16 protein-coding genes are annotated in these 20,974 nt (G+C 73.4%); 12 read left to right on the top strand and 4 right to left on the bottom strand.

Annotated features, from left to right (window positions below):
- The first annotated feature begins 10 nt into the window (after positions 1-10).
- A complete protein-coding gene (locus E6R18_RS19900) occupies positions 11-2,149 on the top strand; it encodes a primosomal protein N' (RefSeq protein ID WP_136318252.1) in 2,139 nt (712 codons plus the stop codon).
- Between the two features lie 192 nt (positions 2,150-2,341).
- Here E6R18_RS19900 and E6R18_RS19895 read toward each other — a convergent pair whose 3' ends face one another.
- Positions 2,342-2,866, bottom strand: a complete 525-nt coding sequence (locus tag E6R18_RS19895) for a hypothetical protein (RefSeq protein WP_136318251.1) — start codon at positions 2,864-2,866, stop codon at positions 2,342-2,344.
- A 230-nt stretch (positions 2,867-3,096) separates the two neighbouring features.
- Here E6R18_RS19895 and fmt point away from each other — a divergent pair, with 230 nt between their 5' ends.
- The 4 genes from fmt to E6R18_RS19875 all read left to right on the top strand — a co-directional run bounded on the left by fmt (position 3,097) and on the right by E6R18_RS19875 (position 7,574).
- The gene (gene fmt, locus E6R18_RS19890) at positions 3,097-4,029 is read left to right on the top strand and encodes a methionyl-tRNA formyltransferase (protein WP_136318250.1); all 933 of its coding nucleotides are present in this window, start codon (positions 3,097-3,099) and stop codon (positions 4,027-4,029) included.
- Between the two features lie 137 nt (positions 4,030-4,166).
- Positions 4,167-5,600, top strand: coding sequence for a transcription antitermination factor NusB (locus E6R18_RS19885; RefSeq protein WP_136318249.1), 1,434 nt, complete (start codon positions 4,167-4,169; stop codon positions 5,598-5,600).
- A 122-nt stretch (positions 5,601-5,722) separates the two neighbouring features.
- The gene (gene rpe, locus E6R18_RS19880) at positions 5,723-6,406 is read left to right on the top strand and encodes a ribulose-phosphate 3-epimerase (RefSeq protein WP_136318248.1); all 684 of its coding nucleotides are present in this window, start codon (positions 5,723-5,725) and stop codon (positions 6,404-6,406) included.
- A 151-nt stretch (positions 6,407-6,557) separates the two neighbouring features.
- Positions 6,558-7,574 carry a sugar-binding domain-containing protein gene (locus E6R18_RS19875; RefSeq protein ID WP_136318269.1) on the top strand — a complete coding sequence of 339 codons (1,017 nt, stop codon included), beginning with the start codon at positions 6,558-6,560 and terminating at the stop codon, positions 7,572-7,574.
- Positions 7,575-7,640: 66 nt separating this feature from the next.
- On the opposite strand, the gene E6R18_RS19870 is transcribed toward E6R18_RS19875, so the two are convergent.
- Complete coding sequence (locus E6R18_RS19870; protein ID WP_136318247.1) at positions 7,641-8,663, bottom strand: terpene cyclase; 1,023 nt, start codon at positions 8,661-8,663, stop codon at positions 7,641-7,643.
- Positions 8,664-8,969: 306 nt separating this feature from the next.
- Here E6R18_RS19870 and E6R18_RS19865 point away from each other — a divergent pair, with 306 nt between their 5' ends.
- The 6 genes from E6R18_RS19865 to E6R18_RS19835 all read left to right on the top strand — a co-directional run bounded on the left by E6R18_RS19865 (position 8,970) and on the right by E6R18_RS19835 (position 16,867).
- Positions 8,970-10,436 carry a GuaB1 family IMP dehydrogenase-related protein gene (locus E6R18_RS19865; RefSeq protein ID WP_136318246.1) on the top strand — a complete coding sequence of 489 codons (1,467 nt, stop codon included), beginning with the start codon at positions 8,970-8,972 and terminating at the stop codon, positions 10,434-10,436.
- Between the two features lie 195 nt (positions 10,437-10,631).
- On the top strand, positions 10,632-12,089 hold the full coding sequence (locus tag E6R18_RS19860) for an aldehyde dehydrogenase family protein (RefSeq protein ID WP_136318245.1): 1,458 nt from the start codon (positions 10,632-10,634) through the stop codon (positions 12,087-12,089).
- Between the two features lie 342 nt (positions 12,090-12,431).
- Positions 12,432-12,887 (top strand): Lrp/AsnC family transcriptional regulator, encoded by a 456-nt coding sequence (locus E6R18_RS19850; protein ID WP_018103925.1) that lies wholly within the window; start codon positions 12,432-12,434, stop codon positions 12,885-12,887.
- Between the two features lie 162 nt (positions 12,888-13,049).
- Positions 13,050-13,847, top strand: coding sequence for a carbon-nitrogen hydrolase family protein (locus tag E6R18_RS19845; protein WP_136318244.1), 798 nt, complete (start codon positions 13,050-13,052; stop codon positions 13,845-13,847).
- Positions 13,848-13,908: 61 nt separating this feature from the next.
- Positions 13,909-15,609 (top strand): NAD(P)/FAD-dependent oxidoreductase, encoded by a 1,701-nt coding sequence (locus E6R18_RS19840; RefSeq protein ID WP_136318243.1) that lies wholly within the window; start codon positions 13,909-13,911, stop codon positions 15,607-15,609.
- Positions 15,610-15,754: 145 nt separating this feature from the next.
- Complete coding sequence (locus E6R18_RS19835) at positions 15,755-16,867, top strand: glycoside hydrolase family 6 protein (RefSeq protein WP_136318242.1); 1,113 nt, start codon at positions 15,755-15,757, stop codon at positions 16,865-16,867.
- A gap of 4 nt (positions 16,868-16,871) precedes the next feature.
- On the opposite strand, the gene E6R18_RS19830 is transcribed toward E6R18_RS19835, so the two are convergent.
- Both E6R18_RS19830 and E6R18_RS19825 read right to left on the bottom strand, forming a co-directional pair.
- Positions 16,872-18,263 carry a solute carrier family 23 protein gene (locus E6R18_RS19830; protein ID WP_136318241.1) on the bottom strand — a complete coding sequence of 464 codons (1,392 nt, stop codon included), beginning with the start codon at positions 18,261-18,263 and terminating at the stop codon, positions 16,872-16,874.
- A gap of 137 nt (positions 18,264-18,400) precedes the next feature.
- Positions 18,401-19,630 (bottom strand): MFS transporter, encoded by a 1,230-nt coding sequence (locus E6R18_RS19825; protein WP_136318240.1) that lies wholly within the window; start codon positions 19,628-19,630, stop codon positions 18,401-18,403.
- Positions 19,631-19,751: 121 nt separating this feature from the next.
- On the opposite strand from E6R18_RS19825, the gene E6R18_RS19820 reads away from it, so the two are divergent.
- Complete coding sequence (locus tag E6R18_RS19820) at positions 19,752-20,939, top strand: ROK family transcriptional regulator (RefSeq protein ID WP_136318239.1); 1,188 nt, start codon at positions 19,752-19,754, stop codon at positions 20,937-20,939.
- Positions 20,940-20,974: the final 35 nt, after the last annotated feature.

The raw sequence follows: 20,974 nt of genomic DNA, 5'->3' as shown, positions 1-20,974 counted from the left end.
GGATGGAGCTGTGAGCAGCGAGAACGAGCGATCCGACGAGCCCGGAGCCGGGGCGCCGGAGCAGCTTGCGCTGATCCGGGAGACCGTGCGCCGGGCGAAGGTGCCGCGCGCCAAGCCGCGCACATGGCGCGGTGCCGCGCTCGCCGAGGAGCTGCCCGTCGCCCGCGTCCTCGTCAACAAGGGCGCGCTCCACCTCGACCAGTACTTCGACTACGCCGTCCCCGAGGAACTGGACGCCGACGCACAGCCCGGCGTCCGGGTCCGGGTCCGGTTCGGGGCCGGAGGGCGCAACGTGCGCGGCGGCCGGCGCGAGGGCGGCGGGCTGATCGACGGCTTCCTGATCGAGCGGCTGGCCGAGTCCGACTACAACGGCGCCCTGGCCGCGCTCGCCTCCGTCGTCTCCCCGGAACCGGTCCTCGGCCCGGAGCTGCTCGCCCTCGCCCGGGCCGTCGCCGACCGGTACGCGGGCAGCCTCGCCGACGTCCTGCAGCTCGCCGTCCCGCCGAGGAACGCCCAGGCCGAGTCCAAGCCGTCGCCCGACCCGCTGCCTCCGTGCGCGCCACCCGCCCCCGGCACCTGGGAGCGGTACGAGCAGGGGCCCGCGTTCCTCTCCGCGCTGGCCACCGGCGGCGCCCCCCGGGCCGTGTGGACCGCGCTGCCGGGACCGTACTGGCCGGCTGAGATCGCCGCGGCCGTCGCCGCGACCCTCGCCTCCGGGCGCGGCGCCCTGGTCGTCGTCCCCGACGGGCGGACCGCAGGACGGGTCGACGCCGCGCTCACCGCCCTGCTCGGCAAGGGCCGGCACGCGCTGCTCACGGCCGGCTCGGGACCCGAGAAGCGCTACCGGGAATGGCTCGCCGTGCGGCGCGGCTCCGTCCGGGCGGTGGTGGGGACCCGGGCCGCGATGTTCGCCCCCGTCGCCGACCTCGGCCTCGTCGTCGTCTGGGACGACGGGGACTCCAGCCACAGCGACGACCGCGCCCCCTTCCCGCACGTCCGGGAGGTCCTGGAGCTGCGCGCCACGCACGGCCGGTGCGCCTTCCTGCTCGGCGCCACCAGCTGCACCGTGGAGGCCGCGCAGCTGGTCGAGAGCGGCTGGGCCCTGCCGCTGCGCGCCGACCGGGACCGGCTGCGGACGGCGGCGCCCGTGATCCGTACCGTGGGCGATGGCGAGCTCGCGCGGGACGGGGCGGCCCGGGCCGCCCGGCTGCCCAGCCTCGCCTGGCAGACCGTCCGGGACGGGCTGCGCACCGGACCGGTGCTGGTGCAGGTGCCCCGGCGCGGATACGCCCCCCGGCTCGCCTGCGAGCGCTGCCGGGAACCCGCCCGGTGCCGGCACTGCGCCGGGCCGCTGGAGGCGCCAGACCAGCAGGACCTGAACTGCGCCTGGTGCGGCCGGGCCGAGACCTCCTGGCACTGCGTGGCCTGCGGCTCCCGCCGACTGCGCGCGCAGATCATCGGAGCCCGCCGCACGGCGGAGGAGCTGGGCCGCGCGTTTCCCGCCGTGCCGGTGCGGACGTCCGGCCGCGACCACGTGCTGGACTCGGTGCCGGACCAGCCCGCACTGGTGGTCAGCACGCCAGGGGCCGAGCCGGTCGCCGAGGGCGGGTACGCGGCGGCGCTGCTGCTGGACGGCTGGGCGATGGTCGGCCGCCCCGACCTGCGGGCCGGCGAGGAGGCGCTGCGCCGCTGGACGGCGGCCGCCGCGCTGGTACGGGGCCGGCCCGAGGGCGGCACGGTGGTGATCGTCGCCGAGCCGACGCTGCGGCCGGTGCAGGCCCTGGTGCGCTGGGACCCGGTCGGGCACGCCCGGCGGGAGCTGGCGGAGCGGGCCGAGCTGGGCTTTCCGCCGGTGTCCCGGATGGCGTCGGTGACGGGGGAGCCGGAGGCGCTGGCCGCGTTCCTGGCCGGGGCGCGGCTGCCGCCGGACGCCCAGGTGCTGGGCCCGGTCCCGGTGCCGGCCGCCGAGCCGGGGCGGCCCCGCAGGCCGTTCGAGGCGCCCCCGGGGGAGACCTGGGAGCGGGCGCTGATCCGGGTGCCGCCGGGAAGCGGGGCGGCGCTGGCGGCCGCGCTGAAGGCCGCGCGGGCGGCGCGGGGGCCCCGCGAGGGGGCCGTGCGGATTCGGGTGGACCCGGCGGATATCGGGTGAGGGGGCGCGGGGCGCGGGTGCGTCCCGGTGGGCGCCTTGTCCTCAAGCGCCGGACGGGCTTGGTTGCGGCCGGTCCGTCTCTGCGGGGTGCGGGTGCGCTCCGCCGGGCGCCCTGTCCTCAAGCGCCGGACGGGTTTGAGGTGCGCACTGCTTGATGTGGGGCCGCCCCGGAGGGCGGCCCCGGTCGGCGGGTCAGCCGTTGCGGGGGCCCGGGAAGGCGCCCGGGCGTACGTCCTCGCGCAGCGCGGGCCGTTCCGCCGAGGGCTGCGGTGAGCGTGCGGCCGGGACGGCGGCGCCAGGAGGCACCGGCGACGGGCGCTGCGCCACGACCTCGGTGGCGGCCTCGCCCGATGCCGCCGGCTGCGGTGTGGCGCGGCGCGCCCCGTAGCGGCGGTGGACGGCCTGTTTGGTGACCCCGAGCGCGGAGCCCACCGCGTCCCAGGAGAAGCCCAGCGAACGGTCGAAGTCCACGGCCGCCGTGACCAGGGTCTCGACGCTGTCCCGCAGTTCCTGGGCCAGTCTGACCGTGGGGGCCGGGGCCCTGCCGTAGACGACGAAGCCCGCGGACGGGCCGGAGCGGCGCGGACGGTAGACGTTGCCCAGTTGGGCGGTGAGCGTGCGCAGTGCGTCCACCTGCCGCCGGACCCGCTCGATGTCCCGCACCAGAAGATGCAGGCTGGCCCGCGCTTGGGCGTCGTGGGTTGCGTGGTCGGCCATGAAGAAGCCTCTCGAACCGGCGTTGAAAGGGATCGGGCCGCACCAGGGCGGCTCGCTTCGGTCAATCTCTCTTGACCAACGCCGCACCCGGGGATCTGGTCACGCTCGGGGGGCGTGTGAGCACGTGCAAGGGGCGCGCGACTACGCGTACGCCCCCCGGCTCCGCGACCCATAGACTTGTGCGTTGCTCGTCACCGTAACGTTTCGGCCTGAGAGGCAGTCAGCCACCCATGAAGCTCGTCTTCGCAGGCACCCCCGAGGTAGCCGTTCCCGCCCTGGACGCCCTGATCGCCTCCGGTCGCCATGAGGTGGCCGCCGTCGTGACCAGGCCCGACGCGCCCGCGGGGCGCGGCCGGCGGCTGGTGGCCAGCCCCGTCGCGCAGCGGGCCGAGGAGGCCGGGATCGAGGTGCTCAAGCCGGCCAGGCCCCGGGACGAGGACTTCCTCGCGCGGCTGCGGGAGATCGCGCCGGACTGCTGCCCGGTCGTGGCTTACGGCGCGCTGCTGCCCCAGGTGGCGCTCGACGTCCCGGCCAGGGGCTGGGTCAACCTCCACTTCTCGCTGCTGCCCGCCTGGCGCGGCGCGGCCCCCGTGCAGCACGCGGTGATGGCGGGCGACGAGGTGACCGGGGCCTCCACCTTCCTGATCGAGGAGGGGCTCGACTCCGGACCGGTCTACGGCGTCCTCACCGAGGAGGTCCGACCGACCGACACCAGCGGCGACCTGCTGACCCGGCTGGCGTTCGCCGGGGCGGGGCTGCTCGCCGCGACCATGGACGGCATCGAGGACGGCACCCTGCACGCCGTGCCGCAGCCCGCCGACGGGGTCACCCTCGCGCCGAAGATCACCGTCGAGGACGCCCAGGTCCAGTGGTCCGCGCCCGCCCTGCGCGTCGACCGGGTCATCCGTGCCTGCACCCCGGCCCCCGGCGCCTGGACGCTGTTCCGGGGCGAGCGCCTGAAGCTGGTCCAGGCGGTCCCGGCCGTGGACCGGGCCGAGCTGGCGCCCGGCGAGCTGGCCGCCGCCAAGAACAACGTGTTCGCCGGCACCGGGTCGCACGCCGTCGAGCTGCTCTGGGTCCAGCCGCAGGGCAAGAAGCCGATGCGCGCGGCCGACTGGGCGCGCGGGGTGCGCATCGTCCCCGGCGAGCTGCTCGGCAGTTAGGGCCTGCCGTCGCCTTCCCGTCGTTCGCCCGCACGGCAGACGGGAGCTTGACGACAGGGCCTGGCGGACGGGCGGGCCGGGGCGGGGACGTAGGCTGGGAGGGTTCGTCCTCTCACCCCCAGCGGAGCACCTTTCACGTGAACGACCAGCCGCGTCGCCGTCCCGCCAAGCCGCATCGCCGCCCCAAGAAGGACCCGGTCCGCTTCCTCGCCTTCGAGGCCCTGCGGGCCGTCGACGAGCGCGACGCGTACGCGAACCTCGTCCTGCCCCCGCTGCTGAAGAAGGCCCGGGCCAAGGGCGACTTCGACCACCGCGACGCGGCCCTTGCGACCGAGCTGGTCTACGGGACGCTGCGCCGCCAGGGCACGTACGACGCGATCGTCGCCGCCTGCATCGACCGCCCGCTGCGCGAGGTCGATCCGCCCGTCCTGGACGTGCTGAACATGGGCGTGCACCAGCTGCTCGGCACCCGCATCCCGACCCACGCCGCGGTCTCCGCGAGCGTGGAGCTGGCCCGGGTGGTGCTGGGGGAGGGGCGCGCCAAATTCGTCAACGCCGTGCTGCGCAAGGTGTCGGCCGACGACCTCGACGGCTGGGTGGAACGGGTCGCCCCCTCCTACGAGGAGGACGCCGAGGACCACCTCGCCGTCGTCCACTCGCACCCCCGCTGGATCGTCTCGGCCCTCTGGGACGCGCTCGGCGGCGGCCGGGCCGGCATCGAGGACCTGCTCGAAGCGGACAACGAGCGGCCCGAGGTCACGCTCGTCGCCCGCCCCGGCCGCTCCACCACCGGCGAACTCGTCGAAGCGCTCGGCGAGGAGAACGCCCTCCCGGGCCGCTGGTCGCCCTACGCCGTGCGGATGGCCGAGGGCGGCGAGCCCGGCGCCCTGGCCGCCGTGAGCGAGGGCCGGGCCGGCGTCCAGGACGAGGGCAGCCAGCTCGTCGCCGCCGCCCTCGCCAACGCCCCGCTGGAGGGCGGCGACACCCGCTGGCTCGACGGCTGCGCGGGCCCCGGCGGAAAGGCCGCCCTGCTCGCCGCCCTCGCCGCCGGACGCGGCGCCGCCCTGCTGGCCGCCGAGAAGCAGCCGCACCGGGCCCGCCTGGTGGAACGCGCCCTGGCCGGCAACCCCGGCCCCTACCAGGTCGTCACCGCCGACGGCACCCGCCCGCCGTGGCGGCCCGGCAGCTTCGACCGCATCCTCATGGACGTCCCGTGCTCGGGGCTCGGTGCGCTGCGCCGCCGCCCGGAGGCCCGCTGGCGCCGCCGCAAGGAGGACCTGGAGAGCTTCGCACCCCTCCAGCGCGGTCTGCTGCGCGAGGCGCTGAAGGCCGTACGGGTCGGCGGAGTCGTCGGATACGCGACCTGCTCGCCGCACCTCGCGGAGACCCGGGTGGTGGTCGAGGACGTGCTCAAGGGGCGCGGCGGGGCGCCCGTCGAGGCCGAGTGGGTGGACGCCCGCCCGCTGATGCCGGGCGTGCCCGCGCTGGGGGACGGCCCCGACGTCCAGCTCTGGCCGCACCTGCACGGCACGGACGCGATGTACCTGGCGCTGCTGCGGCGTACCGCCTGATCGGCCCGTTCGCCCCCGGCCCGGGGGCGAAAACGCCGGGAATGCGCGAACCGTAATGATCCCGTGAGGCTTTGGGGCGCACCGAGGCGGGGAAGTGACGCAGAACATGGCAGGCTTGGCCCATGGCCCAGATCAACCCCAGTATTCTCTCCGCCGACTTCGCGCGCCTCGCCGAGGAGGCGAAGGCAGTCGAAGGTGCCGACTGGCTCCATGTCGATGTCATGGACAACCACTTCGTGCCCAATCTGACCCTCGGGGTCCCGATCGTGGAATCCCTCAGCCGGGCCACGGACACGCCGCTGGACTGCCATCTGATGATCGAGGACGCGGACCGCTGGGCCCCGCAGTACGTGGAGGCGGGCGCCGGTTCGGTCACCTTCCACGCGGAGGCCGCCGCCGCGCCCGTACGGCTGGCGCGCGAGATCCGCGCCAAGGGCGCCCGCGCGTCCATGGCGCTCAAGCCGGCGACGCCCATCGAGCCGTACGAGGACCTGCTCCCCGAGCTCGACATGCTGCTGATCATGACGGTGGAGCCGGGCTTCGGCGGCCAGGCGTTCCTGGACATCATGCTGCCGAAGATCCGCCGCACCCGTGAGCTGATCTCCAAGCACGGCCTCGACCTGTGGGTCCAGGTCGACGGCGGGGTCTCCGAGTCCACCATCGAGCGGTGCGCCGAGGCGGGCGCCGACGTCTTCGTCGCCGGTTCCGCCGTGTACGGCGCCGAGGACCCGGCCGCGGCGGTGCGGGCCCTGCGTGCCAAGGCGGACGGGGCCATCGGGTCGGCCGGCTGGGCGTGCGCCCACTGAGGCCGTGGCGCTGCGGGCCCGCGAGCGCGGGTCGCCCCGGCCAAGGGCAGATGAACGGGGTCCGACGGGACCGGTCAGGGATCGCCGCATCTGACAGGATGAACGGCGTATCAAGAGCGTGAACAGCAGTGAGGAGAACGCGGTGTCTGCAATGTCGGCGGGCCGGTCCGCCCTGCGGATGGGGCCCGCGGAGCTGGTGCAGGCGGCGGCCATGGCCCGCCGCTTCTACCTCGAGGGCAAGTCCAAGATCCAGATCGCCGAGGAGTTCGGCGTCAGCCGCTTCAAGGTGGCCCGGGTCCTGGAGACGGCACTGGAGCGTGACCTGGTACGGATCGAGATCCGCGTCCCGGCGGAGCTGGACGCCGAGCGCTCCGACGCGCTCCGCGCCCGCTACGGGCTGCGCCACGCGGTCGTGGTCGAGTCCCCGGCCGAGGAGCAGGACGACGCGGCGGACCCGGAGAACCTGGGCGAGGTCGCGGCCGACCTGCTCGGCGAACTGGTGAACGAGGGCGATGTGCTCGGGCTCGCCTGGGGCCGCTCCACCATCCACATGGCGGCCGCCCTCGACCGGCTGCCGCCGTGCACGGTGGTGCAGCTCACCGGGGTGTACGACGCGGGCACCGCCGAGCGCGGTTCGGTGGAGGCCGTGCGGCGGGCCGCCCAGGTCTCCGGCGGAGAGGCCCACCCGATCTACGCGCCGATGCTGCTGCCCGACCCGGCCACGGCCGCCGCGCTGCGCCACCAGACGGGGATCGCCCGCGCCTTCGAGTACTTCGACAAGGTGACCGTCGCCGCCGTCTCCATCGGCTCCTGGGAGCCGGGCATCTCGACCGTCCACGACATGCTCTCCGACGAGGAGCGCGAGCACTACGCCTCGCTCGGTGTCGCCGCCGAGATGTCGGCCCACCTCTTCGACGCGGACGGCCGGCGGGTCGGCCGCGACCTCGGTGAGCGGTGCATCACCGTCGAGGCGGACCGGCTGCGCCGCATCCCCGAGGTGGTGGCCATCGCGGGCGGCCAGCGCAAGGCCGCCGCGATCGGCGCGGTCCTGCGGTCCGGCCTGGTCACCAGCCTCGTCACGGACACGGCGGCGGCCGACTACCTGCTGACGGAGTCCGCCGCCCCGCGCCGGCCGGCCCTGGAGCGGGCCGACCCGGACGGCGACTGAAGCACAGGACGACGCCGAGGGGCGGGCGGCCACGGGCCGCCCGCCCCTCGGCGTGTGGTTGAGAGCTCAGTCCTGCGCTAAGCCCAGGACCGTGGCCTCCAGATACTGCTCCGGCTCCTCGTACTGGCTGACGTCGGCCGGGTTGTAGCGGGGCGTCTGGCGGGACCAGTCGAGGTTCCCGCGCATCCAGCTGCGCATGCCGTCGAGATACGGCTCCAGCATCGGGGCGAGCTGCGGATAGGCGGCCAGTAGTTCGGCCTCCGCCGTCAAGAAGCGCTCCGTCTCCCTGGCGATCTCCGCGCAGACGTGCTCCAGGGCCTCCTGCTTGCCGTAGCCGCGGTGGTGGCGGACCAGGTGGACGAGGTTGTGGATCTCGCCGAGCACCTGCTCCTTCTCGTAGGAGTAGACGTCGTTGGCCCAGCACACGACGTTGCACGAGGTCTCCAGCGCGGTGATGAACCGGGGGTCGTTGTGGATCGACTGGGGCGCCTCGATGCCGGCGACGATCTCAATCAGGTCCATGCAGACGTGGATCGCGCCGGTGTGGCGGCGCTTCTCGATGTACAGCGCCTCCGACGGCACCACGTCCGCCGCGCGGTTCCCGGCCTCCCAGGTGGTGGCCGTGGTGAGGTAGGTGATCAGGTGCCAGGCGAAGCGGCGCCGCCAGTGCACCGCGGCGGTCGGGGTCGTACGTTGCCACAGGTCGATGAGGGCGACCACGGCGGCGGGCAGCTCCTCGTTCTCCAGGACGCCCGTACGGGTGCCCTCGACCACGGCCTGCATCAGGGCGACCACGTCCCGTACCCGCTCGGGGCTGCGGCCGAGGTGGCCGTCGTCGAGCTGGTCGTCCACGAGGAAGAGCCAGACGAACCAGTCGGCGACGAGGTCCAGGTTCTCGCTGTCGGCGGTCGGGTACACCATCCCGACGAACGCACCGAAGTCCGCTTGCTCGAAGCGCTCCCTGGCCGAATCCCGGTGCACCAGACCGGTTTTGCGGATCCAGGTGTCGAGGTGAGCGCGTACGTGAGGGACGTGCGGGTTCGTCCGCTGGGGGAACGGGCAGTATATGTCCGGCAGTTCGTTCTCCACGGGCGGGTCTTGATCCTCTCCGGTCGTACGGGTGACGGAAGTTGAGCATGTTCCGTCCGTTCATCCGGGGCGCAGTGGTGACCCACGGGACCTGCGGGTTTGAAGCTACCTGACCCCCTGTCACCAGGTCCAGGGCAGATGATCGGGAATGGTTGAAAGCTGTCCGGGTAAGGTCTGTGGGTAAGGCAGGTTCCACTTGCCCGGGACTCCCGCGACCGTTCCTCGGAGGAACATACGAGAGCGGGAGTCATTTGCTGTGTCTTCGTGGAAGCGACCTGCGCCATTTCGTATGAAAAAATGAGTGTTATGCGTTTTCTTGAGCCCGGCACCGGTCGCTACACGGAGTCCCCCTCGGTCCCGTACGACCTCACGTACGACGACGTCTTCATGGTCCCGGGCCGGTCGGCGGTCGGATCGCGCCAGGGCGTGGACCTGTCCTCGCCCGACGGCAGCGGCACCACCATCCCGCTCGTCGTCGCGAACATGACCGCCATCGCGGGCCGCCGGATGGCCGAGACGGTCGCCCGTCGCGGCGGGATCGTCGTCATCCCGCAGGACATCCCGATCGAGGTCGTCACCGAGGTCGTCTCCTGGGTGAAGACGCGCCACCTGGTGCTCGACACGCCCATCGAGCTGGCCCCGGTCCAGACGGTCGCCGACGCCCTGTCCCTGCTGCACAAGCGCGCGCACGGCGCGGGCGTCGTCGTGGACGACGAGCGGCGGCCGGTCGGCGTGGTCACCGACCACGACCTGTCCGGCGTGGACCGCTTCACCCAGCTCTCCGAGGTCATGTCCAAGGACCTGGTCCTGCTGGACGCGGACATCGACCCGCGCGACGCCTTCAACAAGCTCGACGGCGCCAACCGCAAGCTCGCCCCCGCGGTCGACGCGGAGGGCCGGCTCGCCGGCATCCTCACCCGCAAGGCCGCCCTGCGCGCCACGCTCTACACCCCGGCCACCGACGCGGCCGGCAAGCTGCGGATCGCCGCCGCCGTCGGCATCAACGGCGACGTGGCGGGCAAGGCCAAGCAGCTCCTGGACGCGGGCGTCGACACCCTGGTCGTGGACACCGCCCACGGCCACCAGGAGTCCATGATCAGCGCGGTCCGCGCGGTCCGGGCGCTGGACCCGCAGGTGCCGATCGTCGCGGGCAACATCGTCGCCGCCGAGGGCGTGCGCGACCTCATCGAGGCCGGCGCCGACATCATCAAGGTCGGCGTCGGACCGGGCGCCATGTGCACCACCCGGATGATGACCGGCGTGGGCAGGCCCCAGTTCTCCGCCGTGCTGGAGTGCGCGGCCGAGGCGAAGAAGTACGGCAAGCACGTCTGGGCGGACGGCGGGGTCCGCCACCCCCGCGACGTCGCCATGGCGCTCGCGGCCGGCGCGTCCAACGTGATGATCGGCTCCTGGTTCGCCGGCACGTACGAGTCCCCGGGCGACCTCCAGCAGACCGCCGACGGGCGCTCCTACAAGGAGTCCTTCGGCATGGCCTCCGCGCGCGCCGTGAAGAACCGCACCTCCGACGAGTCGGCGTACGACCGCGCCCGCAAGGCGCTGTTCGAGGAGGGCATCTCCACCTCGCGGATGTTCCTGGACCCGGCGCGCCCCGGCGTCGAGGACTTGATCGACTCGATCATCGCGGGCGTCCGCTCCTCCTGCACGTACGCCGGTGCGGCCTCCCTCGCGGAGTTCGCCGAGAAGGCGGTCGTCGGGGTGCAGAGCGCCGCCGGATACGCGGAGGGCAAGCCGCTGCACGCCAGCTGGAGCTGATCCGCGGCCTCGCTGCCACCGTGCCCCCTCCGGCCGTTCGCGCCGGGAGGGGCACCGGCGTACCCGGGGGCGCGTGGGGGTGGTGAGTTGGCCGGATACCGCGCCCGGAGCGGCCTGGAATGACCGTCAACTCACTCCGTCGATAAGTAGTATGAATCTCCGTCAGCTGACCGCCTCTCTGCTGCAAGGGATCTCATGTCCTTCTTCACCGACCTGGCCCATCAGTACATCGACGGAGAGTGGAGGCCGGGCAAGGGCTCCTGGGACATCGTCGACTTCAACCCCTTCGACGGGACGAAGCTCGCCGCCGTCACGGTCGCCACGGCGGACGAGGTGGACCAGGCATACCGCGCGGCCGAGAACGCCCAGCAGGCGTGGGCCGACACCAACCCGTACGCCCGGCGGACCGTGCTGGAGAAGGCGCTCAGGATCGTCGAGGAGCGCGAGGACGAGATCGGGGACGCGATCGTCGCCGAGCTCGGCGGCACCCGGCTGAAGGCGGCCTTCGAGCTGCACCTGGCCAAGGAGTTCCTGCGCGAGGCCGCCCGGCTGGCGCTGCGGTCCACCGGACAGATCCTGCCCTCGCCGACCGAGGGCAAGGAGAACCGCGTCTACCGGGTCCCGGTGGGCGTGGTCGGCGTCATCAGCCCCTTCAACTTCCCCTTCCTGCTGTCGCTGAAGTCGGTCGCGCCGGCCCTGGCGCTCGGCAACGCCGTGGTCCTCAAGCCGCACCAGAACACGCCCGTCTGCGGTGGAACCCTGGTGGCCAAGGTGTTCGAGGACGCCGGGCTCCCGGCCGGGCTGCTCAACGTCGTCGTCACCGACATCGCGGAGATCGGTGACGCCCTGCTGGAGCACCCCGTGCCGCAGGTCATCTCGTTCACCGGCTCCGACAAGGTCGGCCGGCACGTCGCGACCGTCTGCGCCGCGCACCTCAAGCGCTCCGTGCTCGAACTCGGCGGGAACAGCGCGCTCATCGTGCTGGACGACGCCGATGTGGACTACGCCGTCGACGCGGCGGTCTTCAGCCGCTACGTGCACCAGGGCCAGGTCTGCATGGCCGCCAACCGCATCCTGGTCGACCGGTCGGTGGAGCAGGAGTTCACCGAGAAGTTCGTCGCCAAGGTCGCCTCGCTGACCGTCGGCGACCCCGCCGACCCGGCGACCCAGATCGGCCCGCTCATCAACGCCACCCAGGCCGAGGCGATCAGCACCCTCGTGGACCGCACCGTCGAGGCGGGCGCCACCGCACTGCTGCACGGCCGGGCCGAGGGCAACCTCGTCAGCCCCTCCGTCCTGACCGGGCTCCCGGCGGACTCCCCGGTGCTCTCGCAGGAGATCTTCGGCCCCGTCGCCCTGCTCGTGCCGTTCGACGGCGAGGACGAGGCGGTCCGGATCGCCAACGACACCCCGTACGGCCTGAGCGGCGCCGTCCACACCTCCGACATCGAGCGCGGCGTCCGCGTAGGACAGCGCATCCGCACCGGCATGATCCACATCAACGACGGCACGGTCCACGACGAGCCCGTCGTCCCCTTCGGCGGCGAGAAGAACTCCGGGCTCGGGCGGCTCAACGGCGACTCGATGCTGGAGGCATTCACCACCCAGAAGTGGATCTCCGTGCAGTACGGCCGCTCGCGCTTCCCCTTCTGACCCAGGGCCTGTCGTCACATTCCCGTCTGCCGTGCGACGCCATGCACGCACTCTCGCCGCGCCGGGCCCGGACCCAAGTACGTCCAGTACGAGGGTCTGGGCCCGGCACGCCGAGGAGTGGGGTCTCCCCTGTTCGAGCGAAGCCGAGAACTCGGGGAAGCACCTGACGCCGCGCGGCCCGCCCTCCGGGCGAACGACGGGAATGCGACGACAGGCCCCGGCACCTCCCGCGGTGAGCGCGCCCCGAGGGGCGGGCCCATGGTCTACTGCCGGGGGCGGCACGTGCCGCCCCCGGCACAGCCGTGCCCGCCCGCGCCACCGCAGAGAAGTGACCCGTACGACGTGCGACTGAACGACCTCGACGAACGCATCGTCCACGCCCTGGCCGAGGACGCCCGCCGTTCCTACGCCGACATCGGCTCGATCATCGGCCTGTCCGCGCCCGCCGTGAAACGCCGGGTGGACCGGCTGCGCGCCGAGGGCGCCATCACCGGGTTCACGGTGCGGGTCGACCCGGCGGCGCTCGGCTGGGAGACCGAGGGCTACATCGAGATCTACTGCAGCCGCAACACCTCACCGGAGTCGATCAAGCAGGGCCTCGCCCGCTATCCGGAGGTCGCTTCGGCGTCCACGGTCACCGGCGACGCGGACGCGCTCGTCCAGGTCTTCGCGGCCGACATGCGCCACTTCGAACAGGTCCTGGAGCGCATCGCGGGCGAGCCGTACGTCGAGCGGACGAAGTCCGTGCTGGTGCTGTCGCCGCTGCTCAGGCGGTATTCCTCGGGGTCGCCGGGGTAGCCGCGGCACCTCATCCCGGGCCCGCGCAACGAATCGTCGCCCCGGGCCGGTCCGGCGCAACGGATCGGCGGTCGATGCGCAACGGTCGCGCCTTGTCCGGGCCGAATCGCGGAACGTACCGTCAATACGTCCCCGCCCCGCCCGCACCTCCCGAGGTCAGCCATGCCGCCGTTGCGCACCGCCCTGCTCCAGAGCTCCGGACGCCCCGGCTCGGTCGCAGGCACCGTCGAGCTGCTGGAGGGCGCCGCCCGGCGCGCCGCCGAGGCCGGCGCCCGGCTGCTGGTCTGCCCCGAGATGTATCTGACCGGGTACGCGATCGGGGACGACGTGCCCCGGCTGGCCGAGGCCGCCGACGGGGCCGCCGCCCGCGCCGTCGCCGAGATCGCCGTACGGCACAAGATCGCCGTCCACTACGGCTACCCGGAGCGCGACGGCGACCTCCTGTACAACTCCGCGCAGCTCATCGGAGCCGACGGGACCGCGCTCGCCCACTACCGCAAGACCCACCTCTTCGGCGACTTCGAGCAGAAGTGGTTCACCCCGGGCGAGGAGCCGGTCGTCCAGGCCGTGCTGGACGGTGTCCGCATCGGCCTGCTGACCTGCTACGACGTCGAGTTCCCGGAGAACGTCCGCGCGCACGCCCTGGCCGGTGCCGATCTTCTGCTGGTGCCGACCGCGCTGATGCACCCCTTCTCGTTCGTCGCCGAATCCGTCGTGCCGGTCCGCGCCTTCGAGAACCAGGTCTACATCGCCTACGTCAACCGGACCGGCCCGGAAGGCCCGTTCGACTTCACCGGGCTGAGCTGCCTGGCGGGCCCCGACGGCACGGTCCGCGCCCGTGCGGGGCGTGGCGAGGAACTCCTCACCGCCGACGTCGATTCCGGCCTGCTGGCGGCCTCCCGGGACGCCAACCCGTATCTGCGCGACCGCCGCCCGGGGCTGTACGGCTCCCTCGCCTGAGCCCGCCGCCCGGCCCGCCCCCGCCTTCTTCCCCGCCTTTCCCGCTAGGAGTCCCTACCCCATGACGTCCGTGCCCCCCGCCGTCCAGCACACCGAGGAACCGGCCCCGCCGATCACCATGTTCGGCCCGGACTTCCCCTACGCGTACGACGACTTCCTCGCGCACCCCGCGGGCATCGGCCAGATACCGGCCACCGAGCACGGCACCGAGGTGGCCGTCATCGGCGGCGGGCTCTCCGGGATCATCACCGCGTACGAGCTGATGAAGATGGGCCTGCGGCCCGTCGTGTACGAGGCCGACCGCATCGGCGGCCGGCTGCGCACCGTCGAGTTCGATGGCTGCGCCACGGACGGCGAACCGCTCACCGCCGAGATGGGCGCGATGCGCTTCCCGCCGTCCTCGACCGCGCTCCAGCACTACATCGACCTGGTCGGCCTGGAGACCAAGCCGTTCCCCAACCCGCTCTCCCCGGCCACCCCCTCGACCGTCGTGGACCTCAAGGGCGAGTCGCACTACGCCCGGACTTTTCGCGAACTCCCGCAGGTCTACCGCGATGTGATGGACGCCTGGAACGCATGCCTGGAGGAGGGCGCCGACTTCTCCGACATGAACCGGGCGATGCGCGAGCGCGACGTCCCGCGGATCAGGGAGATCTGGGCCCGCCTGGTCGAGAAGCTGGACAACCAGACCTTCTACGGTTTCCTCTGCGACTCCGACGCCTTCAAGTCCTTCCGCCACCGCGAGATCTTCGGACAGGTCGGCTTCGGCACCGGCGGATGGGACACCGACTTCCCCAACTCCATCCTGGAGATCCTGCGCGTCGTCTACACCGAGGCGGACGACCACCACCGCTCCATCGTCGGCGGCAGCCAGCAGCTCCCGCTGCGCCTGTGGGAACGCGAACCGCAGAAGATCGTCCACTGGCCGCTCGGCACCTCGCTGTCCTCGCTCCACGACGGGGAGCCGCGCGGGGCCGTCACCCGCCTGCACCGCACGGCCGGCAACCGGATCACCGTCACCGACGCCTCCGGCGACATCCGCACCTACCGGGCGGCCGTCTTCACCGGCCAGTCCTGGCTGCTGCTCTCCAAGATCGCCTGCGACGACGCGCTCTTCCCGATCGACCACTGGACGGCGATGGAGCGCACCCACTACATGGAGTCGTCCAAGCTGTTCGTGCCCGTCGACCGGCCGTTCTGGCTGGACAAGGACGAGACCACCGGGCGCGACACCATGTCGATGACGCTGACCGACCGGATGACCCGGGGCACCTACCTCCTGGACGACGGGCCGGACCGGCCGGCCAGCATCTGCCTCTCGTACACCTGGTGCGACGACAGCCTGAAGTGGCTGCCGCTGTCGGCGGCCGAGCGCATGGACGTCATGCTGAAGTCGCTCGGCGAGATCTACCCGAACGTGGACATCCGGGGGCACATCATCGGCAACCCGGTGACGGTGTCCTGGGAGAACGAGCCGTACTTCATGGGCGCGTTCAAGGCCAACCTGCCCGGCCACTACCGCTACCAGCGGCGCCTGTTCACCCACTTCATGCAGGACCGGCTGCCCGCCGACAAGCGGGGCCTGTTCCTGGCGGGCGACGACATCTCCTGGACGGCGGGCTGGGCCGAGGGAGCCGTGCAGACCGCGCTCAACGCCGTCTGGGGCGTGATGTCCCACTTCGGCGGCGCGACCGACGCGACCAACCCCGGCCCCGGCGACCTCTTCGACGAGCTCGCCCCGGTCGAACTCCCGGAGGACTGAACCCACCCGCCCAGGGATGTGCCGGACACCCCCTAAGCTCCCCGTAACGCGGGGAAGGGAGCGGGGAGTGCCGGGGGTACGCGCACAACGCCGGGTCGCGCGGCGGGAGTCCAGGCGGCGCAGGGTGCGGGCGCGCAGGCAGGCCATGGCGGTCGTAGCCTCGGCCGTGGTCGTCGCGGGCGCCGCCGCCGGCGTGCTGTCCGCCCTCGGCGACCAGGGCCGGCACACCACCGCCGCCCCCGACACCCCGGCCTCGCCGACGGCGGCGCCGCTGCCCGCCGTGCCGAGCGCCACGGCCGCCCCGCGTACGCCGTCCGCGCCGGCGTCCGGCACCTCGCGCGCACCCCGGCCGTCGAAACCCGCGCCCACGGCCACCCGGACCACCGCCCCGCCCGCCGGCGCGCTCCTCTACCGCCACCCCGAGTCCCAGGTCCTGGACTGGGTCGCGGCGCACCGCACCGACCCGCGCCGCCCGCTGATCGAGGAACGGATAGCCGCGCGGCCCGCCGCCGTCTGGTTCGCCTCCTACGACCCCGAGGCCGTCACCGGGCAGGTACGGGCGGTCACCTCGGCGGCGGCCCGGGCCGGCCGGACCCCGGTCCTGGTGCCGTACGCCATCCCCGACCGGGACTGCGGCGGGGCGTCCGAGGGCGGCGCACCGGACCTCGCCTCGTACGACGCGTGGATACGGCGGTTCGCGGCGGGGCTCGGCGGCGGGCCGGTGATCGTGATCCTGGAACCCGACTCCGTCGCGCAGTCCGACTGCCTCTCGCCCGGCGGCCTGGCGGCCCGCAACGCCTCGCCGGCCCGGGCCGGCCGCGCCCTGCACGCGGCGAACCCGAAGGCCAGGGTGTACTTCGACGGCGGTCACTCCGGCTGGCACCCCGCCGCGAAGCAGGCCGCGGCGCTGCGGGCGGCGGGGGCGGCGAGCAGCGGCGACGGCATCTTCACCAACGTGTCGAACTTCCACCGCACCTCCGACGAGGCCGCCTACGCCCGGCAGGTGCTGGCCGCGCTCGGCGGCCCGGCGCGGCTGGGCGCCGTCATCGACACCAGCCGGAACGGGAACGGGGCGCCCGAGGGCGAGGAGTGGTGCGACCCGACGGGCCGGGCGCTGGGCCGGGCCCCCACCACGCGGACGGGGGAGGCCCGGATCGACGCCTATCTGTGGGTGAAGCTGCCGGGCGAGTCCGACGGCTGCCAGGGCCCGGCGGGTTCGTTCTCGCCCGACTACGCCTACGCGCTGGCAAGCGGCTGACCGGTCAGGAACCGGCGGCCGGCGGCTCCTCGTCGTACGCGGAGGTGCCCGAGTCGAGCAGCGGCTCCTGCGTCTTGAGGTGGGCCGGGGCGAAGGCGCGCAGCACGTGGTAGCCGGTGATCACGACGATGGTGCCGAGGGCGATGCCGCCGAGCTCGAAGTTGTCGCTGATCTTCAGGCTGACCCCGCCGACGCCGATGATGATGCCCGCGGCGGCCGGCACCAGGTTCAGCGGGTTGCGCAGGTCGACCTCGGCGTTCAGCCAGATCTGGGCGCCGAGCAGGCCGATCATGCCGTACAGGATGACGGTGATGCCGCCGAGGACTCCGCCCGGGATGGCGGCGACGACCGCGCCGAACTTCGGGCAGAGACCGAACAGCAGCGCGAAGCAGGCCGCGGCCCAGTAGGCGGCGGTGGAGTAGACCCGGGTCGCGGCCATCACGCCGATGTTCTCGGAGTACGTGGTGTTCGGCGGGCCGCCCACCGCGGTCGAGAGCATGGAGGCGGCGCCGTCCGCGGCGATCGCCGTGCCCAGCTTGCTGTCCAGCGAGTGCCCGGTCATCTCGCCGACCGCCTTCACGTGCCCGGCGTTCTCGGCGATCAGCGCGATGACGACGGGCAGCGCGACGAGGATCGCCGACCACTGGAAGCTCGGGGCGTGGAACGAAGGCAGCCCGACCCAGTCGGCCTTCCCGACGCCCGAGAGGTCCAGCCGCCAGTGGTCCACGGCCTCGGCGCCGCCGGCGGGGGAGTGGATCTTCCCGAAGACGCGGTCGAGCACCCAGGACAGGACGTAACCGAAGACGAGCCCGAGGAAGATCGCGATGCGGGAGAAGAAGCCGCGCAGGCACACCACGGCCAGTCCGGTGAACAGCATCACCAGGAGCGCGGTCCACTGGTCCTGCGGCCAGTACGTGGACGCGGTCACCGGCGCCAGGTTGAACCCGATGAGCATGACGACCGCGCCCGTCACCACCGGCGGCATCGCCGCGTGGATGATCCGCGCGCCGAACCGCTGCACCGCGAGCCCGGCCAGGAAGAGCACCGCGCCGACCACGAGCACCGCACCGGTGACCACCGCGCTGTTGCCGCCGCTCGCCCGGATCGTCGCGGCGACCCCGACGAAGGAGAGCGAACAGCCCAGGTAGCTGGGTACCTGGCCGCGGGTGGCCAGCAGGAAGATGGCCGTCGCGACACCCGACATCATGATCGCCAGGTTGGGGTCGAGCCCCATCAGGACCGGAGCGACGAACGAGGCGCCGAACATGGCGACCACGTGCTGCGCGCCGAGCCCGAAGGTACGGGGCCAGGAGAGCCGCTCGTCGGGGCGGACCACCGCTCCCGGTGCCGGCGTCTTCCCGTCGCCGTGCAAGGTCCAGCGCACGCCGAGGCCCATGGTTGCTCCCTGTGTGTGAGGTGCGTGAGCCCGGTACCTCGCCCGGTTCGGCGCTCAGCGCGGAAAAGATCAGCGCCATGGTAGTGCCGCCCGGTGTGCGCCTCCCGGCCGGACCCGCCTCGTCCGGTCGCCCGGCGTCAGGGGCGGGGCTCGGCCGCCGGTACGTCCCGCACCGCCGCCCCGGACCCCGCCACCTTGCGGTCACCGGCCCGCAGCACCCCGGCACCGAGCACCAGACCGAACGCCAGCACGGACACCAGACCGAACGACACGACCAGCGAGGTCGCCTCGGCCAGCGAACCGATCGCCGACGGGGCGATGAGCCCGGAGGTGTACGTGATGGTCGCGACGCCCGCGATGGCCTGGGCCGGCTTGGGCCCGCTGCGCCCGGCCGCGGCGAAGGCGAGCGGGACCACCACGGCGATCCCGAGCCCCATCAGCCCGAAGCCGCACATCGCCAGGGCCGCGTGCGGGGCGGTGACCACCAACACCCCGCCGGCCGTGGCCAGGACGCCGCCGGCCCGTACGGTGCGCACCGCGCCGAAGCGGTCCACGACCCGGTCGCCGGCGATCCGTGCGACCGCCATCGTCAGCGCGAACGCGGTCGTGGACGCGGCCGCGAGACCGGCCGAACTGTCCAGTGTGTCGCGGAGGTAGATCGCCGACCAGTCGAGGCTGGCCCCCTCGGCGAACACCGCGCAGAAGCCGACCGCGCCGATGACCAGGGCCGACTTCGGCGGCAGCGCGAAACGCGGCGGCGGCTCCTCGTCCGGCTCGCTGCGCAGGTCCAGCACCCACTGGCAGGCGACCAGGCCCAGGGCGGTCAGCACCAGGGCGGCTATGAAGTGGTGCAGCCGGGCGTCGGCGCCCGTGTGGGCGGCCACCGTGCCCGCCGCCGAGCCGAGCAGGGCGCCCACGCTCCACATCCCGTGCAGCCCCGACATGATCGACTTGTCGAGGCGGTTCTCCACCTCGACCCCGAGCGCGTTCATCGCCACGTCGGACATGCCGGCCGACGCCCCGTAGACGAACAGCGCCGCGCACAGCGTGAGCAGTCCGGGCGCCAGCGAGGGCAGGATCAGTGCCAGCGTCCACAGGGCCAGCAGCCCGCGCAGAGCGGTCCGGGCGCCGAAGCGGTGGCTGACCGCACCGGCCAGCGGCATCGCGATCGACGCGCCGATCGCGGGGAACGCCAGGGCGATGCCGAGCTGACCCGCGCTGACTCCGGCGTGCTCCTGGATCCAGGGCACCCGGGTGGCGAAGCTGCCCGTCACCGCTCCGTGCACGGTGAAGACCGCCGCGACGGCATGCCTGGCCCGCCTCACCTCGTGTGAGCCGAAGACCGTAGCCGTGGAATCCGTTGTCATACCGCCGTGCCCTCCCCTGAGTCCGTCGCCACGATGTGCGGCCCGTAAACTATCAGGAACCCTGCCTGATAAATAGACCGCCCGGTCCTCCACCGCGGCGGTGATCTGGAAGGATCCCGGCATGCCCGCATCACCGAGCACCGCCCGGGCCATCAACGACCGGCTCGCCCTGCGGCTTCTCCAGCAGGACGGCCCGCTGACGGCCACGCAGTTGAAGACCCTCACCGGCCTCTCCCGGCCCACCGTCGCCGACCTGGTGGAACGCCTCCAGGGCGCGGGTCTGATCCATGTGGTCGGTGAGACCGGCGCCGAGCGCCGGGGGCCCAATGCCCGGCTCTACGGGATCGTCGCGGACCGCGCGCTGCTGGCCGGCCTCGACGTACGCACCGACAGCGTCGCCGTCGTGGTCGCGGATCTGCTGGGCGCGACGCTGGCCGAGGCGACGCTGCCGATCGGGAGCGAGACCGAGGGGGCCGACGCCGTCGAGCAGGCCGGCGCCCTGCTGGCGGACACCGCGCGCAGCGCGGGGAGCGCGCCGCTGCACAGCGTCGGCATCGGGGCCCCTGGGCTGATCGACCCCGTCACGGGCGAGCTGCGGGACACCACCGGTCTGCCGTCCTGGCACCGCAGCCTGGTCCGCGCGCTGCAGGAACGGTTGCCGGCGACCGTGCTCGTCGAGAACGAGACGAACCTCGCCGCCGTCGCCGAGCACCGCGTCGGTGCGGCCCGCGACCACGACACGTTCGTCCTGCTCTGGCTCGGCCACGGCGTGGGAGCGGCGGTCATGCTCGACGGGAAGCTGCGACGCGGGGCCTCGGGCGGTGCGGGCGAGATCGGGTTCCTGCCGGTCCCCGGCACGATCGGTACGCCGTCCGCCGTCAACTGCGACGGCGGCTTTCACTCCCTGGCCGGGTCGGCGCCGCTGTGCGAACTGGCCGCCGCGCACGGGATCGCCGCCCCGACGGGGGGCCAGGAGCCCGGAGCGGCGGCGGCCGTGCGGGCGGCGCTCGCGGGGGAGGGGCGGGCAGAGGCGTTTCTCGGCGCGCTCGCCGACCGCCTCGCGCTGGGCGTCGCCGCCGTGGCCTCGGTCCTGGACCCGGGCCTCGTGCTCCTGTCGGGCGAGGTGGGCCATGCGGGGGGCGACGCGCTGGCCGCTCGGGTGTCGGAGCGGCTGGAATCGATGTCCCCGCTGCGGACGGGGGTGAGGGCGGGCCGGCTCGGGGGGACGGCGGTCCTGCGGGGGGCGCTGCTGGTGGCGCGGGAGGCGGCGCAGGACGCGTTGTTCGCCCCGGCGGGGGTGAGGACGTAACCCCGCGCCCCGGGAAGGGGCGAGGTACACGAAAC

This window comes from Streptomyces sp. A1277, from assembly GCF_004795015.1.
Taxonomy (GTDB): Bacteria; Actinomycetota; Actinomycetes; order Streptomycetales; family Streptomycetaceae; genus Streptomyces.
Note: the sequence above shows the minus strand (reverse complement) of the source record. Positions and strands in the feature narration are given on the sequence as shown.